This is a genomic window from Pseudomonas sp. FW305-7 (assembly GCF_058786735.1).
This window is the reverse complement of record NZ_JBYSZA010000062.1, coordinates 1-4,401: the sequence shown is the minus strand read 5'-3', so window position 1 is coordinate 4,401 and position 4,401 is coordinate 1. Positions and strand designations below refer to the sequence as shown.

Here is a 4,401-nt window from a genome sequence, read left to right as displayed (position 1 = left end):
GGGGAAACCGAGTCGGTTTCGGGCCGGTTGGGTGTTGGTTTGATCATGAGTGAATCTCCAAATCATAGAAAAGGAGCCATCATCTTTCGCTACCAAACGAAGGGGTGGTGGCCATACGAAGGTTGGTAGACCGGTGACTTGGAGAACCGGCGCGCCCGAAGACGCCCTGCGCATGACCACCATAAATACACAGCCACAAGAAGGCCTATATCAGGTGACGCTATGCGCCAAGTCTAAGCCGGGCTACCAAACCCGATCGCTGATTCGTCAGCGACCAGACCACAATAGAATCCGCCCCAAAAGCGCACAAGCCGGCGGATTCTGGCGTAGCTGTAGGCAAAGGCGCAAGGATGTGTAGCCTGGGAGAGTGTCGGGAGATGTCTTTTTAAACACTGGCGTTTATCAAGACCCCACTCACGTCCACCAACGCCTCCTTATGACGTGGAGTTCGCTCTTTGGACAAAGCGCTGACCCGACGGTCGCTCAAACGTCCATATTTCGATTGCATTTCATTTTTGTTGCAGTATCTGCAAAAGCAGCTACAAATCAAACCGCCGCTAGGTATTCAGCTTTTTCTCCTCGACGGGAGTGATACCTAATGTGCGTACCGTTCCGATAATGGCGTTAGCCCATCACGTCTGGTACGGTGAGTTTTGTGTCGTGGCCCCGAACGGTTTTTCTTTTTGTGCGGATACGTTGACAAGGATGGTAGCGATGATTGAACAACCTTATACACCTACCAATTTAAGTCGCCGCATCAACTTCCCGGACAAATGTAAAAATGCGACATTACATGACTCTCTAACACGAAAAAAAATCGGCACAGAGTCATCTCAGCGAATAATTAAAGGCTTGGCATTCTCTTCAGGATTAAAGATATTTGGCTTAGGAAAAAAAACTGGCTACGGCTTTAGCGATATCTCAGACACAATTATTGCCAGGCTATTAGCAAAGAACATTAGAGCAGCCTATCCCGCAACTCAATCTCATCGACAATTTCTTATTAGCAATACTGTTTCCATAATGAAGGAGTGCTTAGCATTCAATGCCTTCAGATATGACATCCAAAATTTTTATGAAAGCATCGATCGCAAACTACTGCTGGAGCGATTAGTTTCAGATGGAAGATGTACATGGCAAACAATATTACTAATTCAAAGACTATTTCTTATACTAGACATATACGACGTACCCGGATTGCCGCGCGGGCTTGCTGTAAGTGGAGCTTTAGCAGAATTTAGACTGCTCGATTTCGACCGAACTATGCGTCACAACAATGATGTTTTCTTCTTTGCTCGCTTTGTTGACGACATACTAATTATTACATCAGAAAGGTGCGAAGAAAAATCCTTCGACAAAATTGTAGTCGACAATTTACCTGAAGAATTGTGTCTACATGATGGCGAGAAACGTACTTTTTTACCCGTACCAGCGATCCATCAATCAAAAAAGAAAAATGCGTCAATACAAGCCTACTACACCCTGAGTTACTTAGGATACAAAATCAGGATATCTAACAACACGACGAGAGATAATGCGCTGGGCAACCTTCGCCGAGACGTACTTGTTGACATATCCGACAACAAGATAGAAAAGTTAAAAACCAGACTAATCAACTCTTTTACCAACTTTCTAGCCAGCAGAAAAGACCATAACGATTTTAGATTATTAAAAAATCGCTTAAGAGCAATAACAGGAAACTATGAAATACGAGAGCCCAACACTAAAATCACCATTAAGACAGGCATATACTATAGTTACATACACAAAAACACCCACATTGATTGCGCCCTTATAAAATTAGACAATTTTTTGAGAAACCTATTGTTTTCCAACTATTCATCACTATCGCTTCGAATAATTGGCGCACTAACAAAAAACCAGAGAAAAGAGTTGATCGGTTACAACTTCAGCTCGGGATTCAAAAACAAGCGATTTCATTCTTTTTCATACAGAAGTTTTGAGACTATAAAAAGGGTATGGTTATGATTACGGGACCGCAAACCCAAAAAGTTAGAAAGCAGGATTACAATCGCATTCTATTAACCGAAACTTGTCCGTATGAAACCCCAGTAATATTCGATAACTTTGGTTTTTACAAGCAGATCCAAAAACTTCTCAGCAGACCTGAAGACATCCAAAAACTGCTAACGCCACTTCTAAAATATGAAAAAGAACTGAAGTTCTCCATTCCTTATATTTACAATATACGAAAAGATCTTGATTCTCCACGTACGTTATCTCTGATACATCCCCGCTCCCAACTACACTTTGTTGAGCTGTACCAAAAATTCGACAACCAGATTTTACTATGCTGCCAAAAAAGCAAATTTAGTTTGCGCGCCCCGCAAAAAATCACGAGTAAATACTACGTAAAGAACCCCCAAGAAAACATCAAAAAATATCGCTCCGACACCACGACATCAGCCGAGAATGAGCTTAGAGACAGGTACTTAACAACTTATTTCGCCTATGGTGAGAATACACGCCTTCACAAGTTTTTCGAATCATTTGATTACTTAAGACTGGAAAAGCAGCATTCTCAATTTTACTCCATGGATATTTCGAAGTGTTTTGACAGCATTTATACTCACTCTATAGCCTGGGCAATAAAAACCAAAGAATACACAAAGCGCCACATTGGAGTTGATGGGGTTTTCGGAGACATTTTCGACCAAGTCATACGCTGTTCTAACTATAACGAAACTGCAGGAATCCCGATCGGCCCCGAGGTTAGCAGGATATTCGCAGAGATAATTTTTCAGGAAATAGATGAACGTGTGGAAAAGAAACTCATAGGATTGGGTTTAACGGCCGACATCGATTATTCCATGCGAAGATACGTAGACGATTTTTTCATATTTACCAACTCTGACATCACATCAAATAAAATTGCGCAAGTCGTCGAAGCTGAATGCAAGGCTTACAAATTAAATATTAATGAAGCAAAGTCATCAAAAGCAGAGCGTCCTTTCATCACATCAAAAACAAAGTCACTAAGATCCGTGCAACGCAGGCTTGTTGATCTGAAAGATTCACTTTTTTCAGGAGACAATTATAGTTCCCCACGAGAGTTACCTAATCAAAAAATTCTTACATTGCACTTCATAGATGATGTCAAAGCCGCATGCAGCGCTGACTCAGGCGCGTACCAACTGGTGAGCTCTTACGTAGTAGGATGGCTTAGCAATCGCATAATTAGCGCAACGGAGGAAAACATCAATCGCAATACCAGCATAGAAAATCATCTCAAAGGCTTCTCGCATTTTTTCAATTTCTCCATAAGGACAATTTTTCATTTCTACAGCATAAATCCAAGCCACAAATCCTCAGTAAAACTATGTATAGCTGTGAAGCTTGCCTGTACATTCTATGAAAAACACATGCCAGCAGATATAGACAGCATCAAAACTACGGTCTACCAATTATGCAAAGAGTTTTTCTCCAGCGGAGGATATTTGGGCATATTAACAAGCAATACAAACATCAGTTTTCTTGAGGCGATGAACATCCTGGTGCTATGCAAGGAACTAGGCCCCCAATATCTGCTACCTAAAGAAACTCTTCATGGCATATCTAGCCCCGACAGCGTCGAACCGCTTAGTTATTTTGAAATTGTGACACTGCTTTATTACATTGGAGATGAGCCACTGTATCGCGAGGCTCGAGCAAAAGTAACAGCAAGTATTCATCAGCATTTAAATCACATCGACGATGTGCGTATAAACTCCCACAAATTTCATTTACTGATGGATGTACTGACGTGTCCCTATGTTGATCGTGATTTCCGCTACGCAACTGCCTCGAAGCTATTTGAATCTGTTACGGGTTCAAAACCCGGCAAAGCGAAAGCAAAGATATTGATGGACTTCTTTGACAACAATATTTGGTTTGTCAATTGGCATAGTTTTGATCTGCTGACGGTGTTAGAGAAAAAGGAATTGCTAAGTGGCTATTGATTGGTTAGCCTGTTTGCCAAGAAGCACGGTGGGCTTTACACCGCAAGGTGGCCGCCTATGATTTGGATGTTGGAATCTGATAATTAGGCCTCGCTAGCTTTCATAGGAGCGGCGGGTGACCGCACACACTACACCCACCGTGTTTCTTGCTTCAAGCCATACCTTCCTATGATCAGCAGCGAACACATCAATACGCCTCGCTTCGGAGCTATTCCCACATATTAAGTATTTATGTGCGCGGAACCTTTCCGAACCACGGCTACCGTCGGCCGGTAGCAGACGACGATCTCTCCCCTAAAAAGCAGAGACTACCATTGCAAGGTTGCGCGTTCTTTTACAGAGGCACAGTAACTGCCCCCGATTAAACGTAGAAAAATCCAAGTGACGACTCACTGCCTCACCAACCTCGGCAAAACCACTCCCTCCCCCAACCTCTCCACCC

2 protein-coding genes are annotated in these 4,401 nt (G+C 42.7%); both read left to right on the top strand.

Annotated features, from left to right (window positions below):
• The first annotated feature begins 714 nt into the window (after positions 1-714).
• Complete coding sequence (gene drt3a, locus AC3WMT_RS30770) at positions 715-1,989, top strand: antiviral reverse transcriptase Drt3a (RefSeq protein WP_158249190.1); 1,275 nt, start codon at positions 715-717, stop codon at positions 1,987-1,989.
• Positions 1,986-3,959 carry an antiviral reverse transcriptase Drt3b gene (gene drt3b / locus AC3WMT_RS30765; RefSeq protein ID WP_158249189.1) on the top strand — a complete coding sequence of 658 codons (1,974 nt, stop codon included), beginning with the start codon at positions 1,986-1,988 and terminating at the stop codon, positions 3,957-3,959. The genes drt3a and drt3b overlap by 4 nt, the downstream gene beginning before the upstream one ends.
• Positions 3,960-4,401 lie beyond the last annotated feature (442 nt).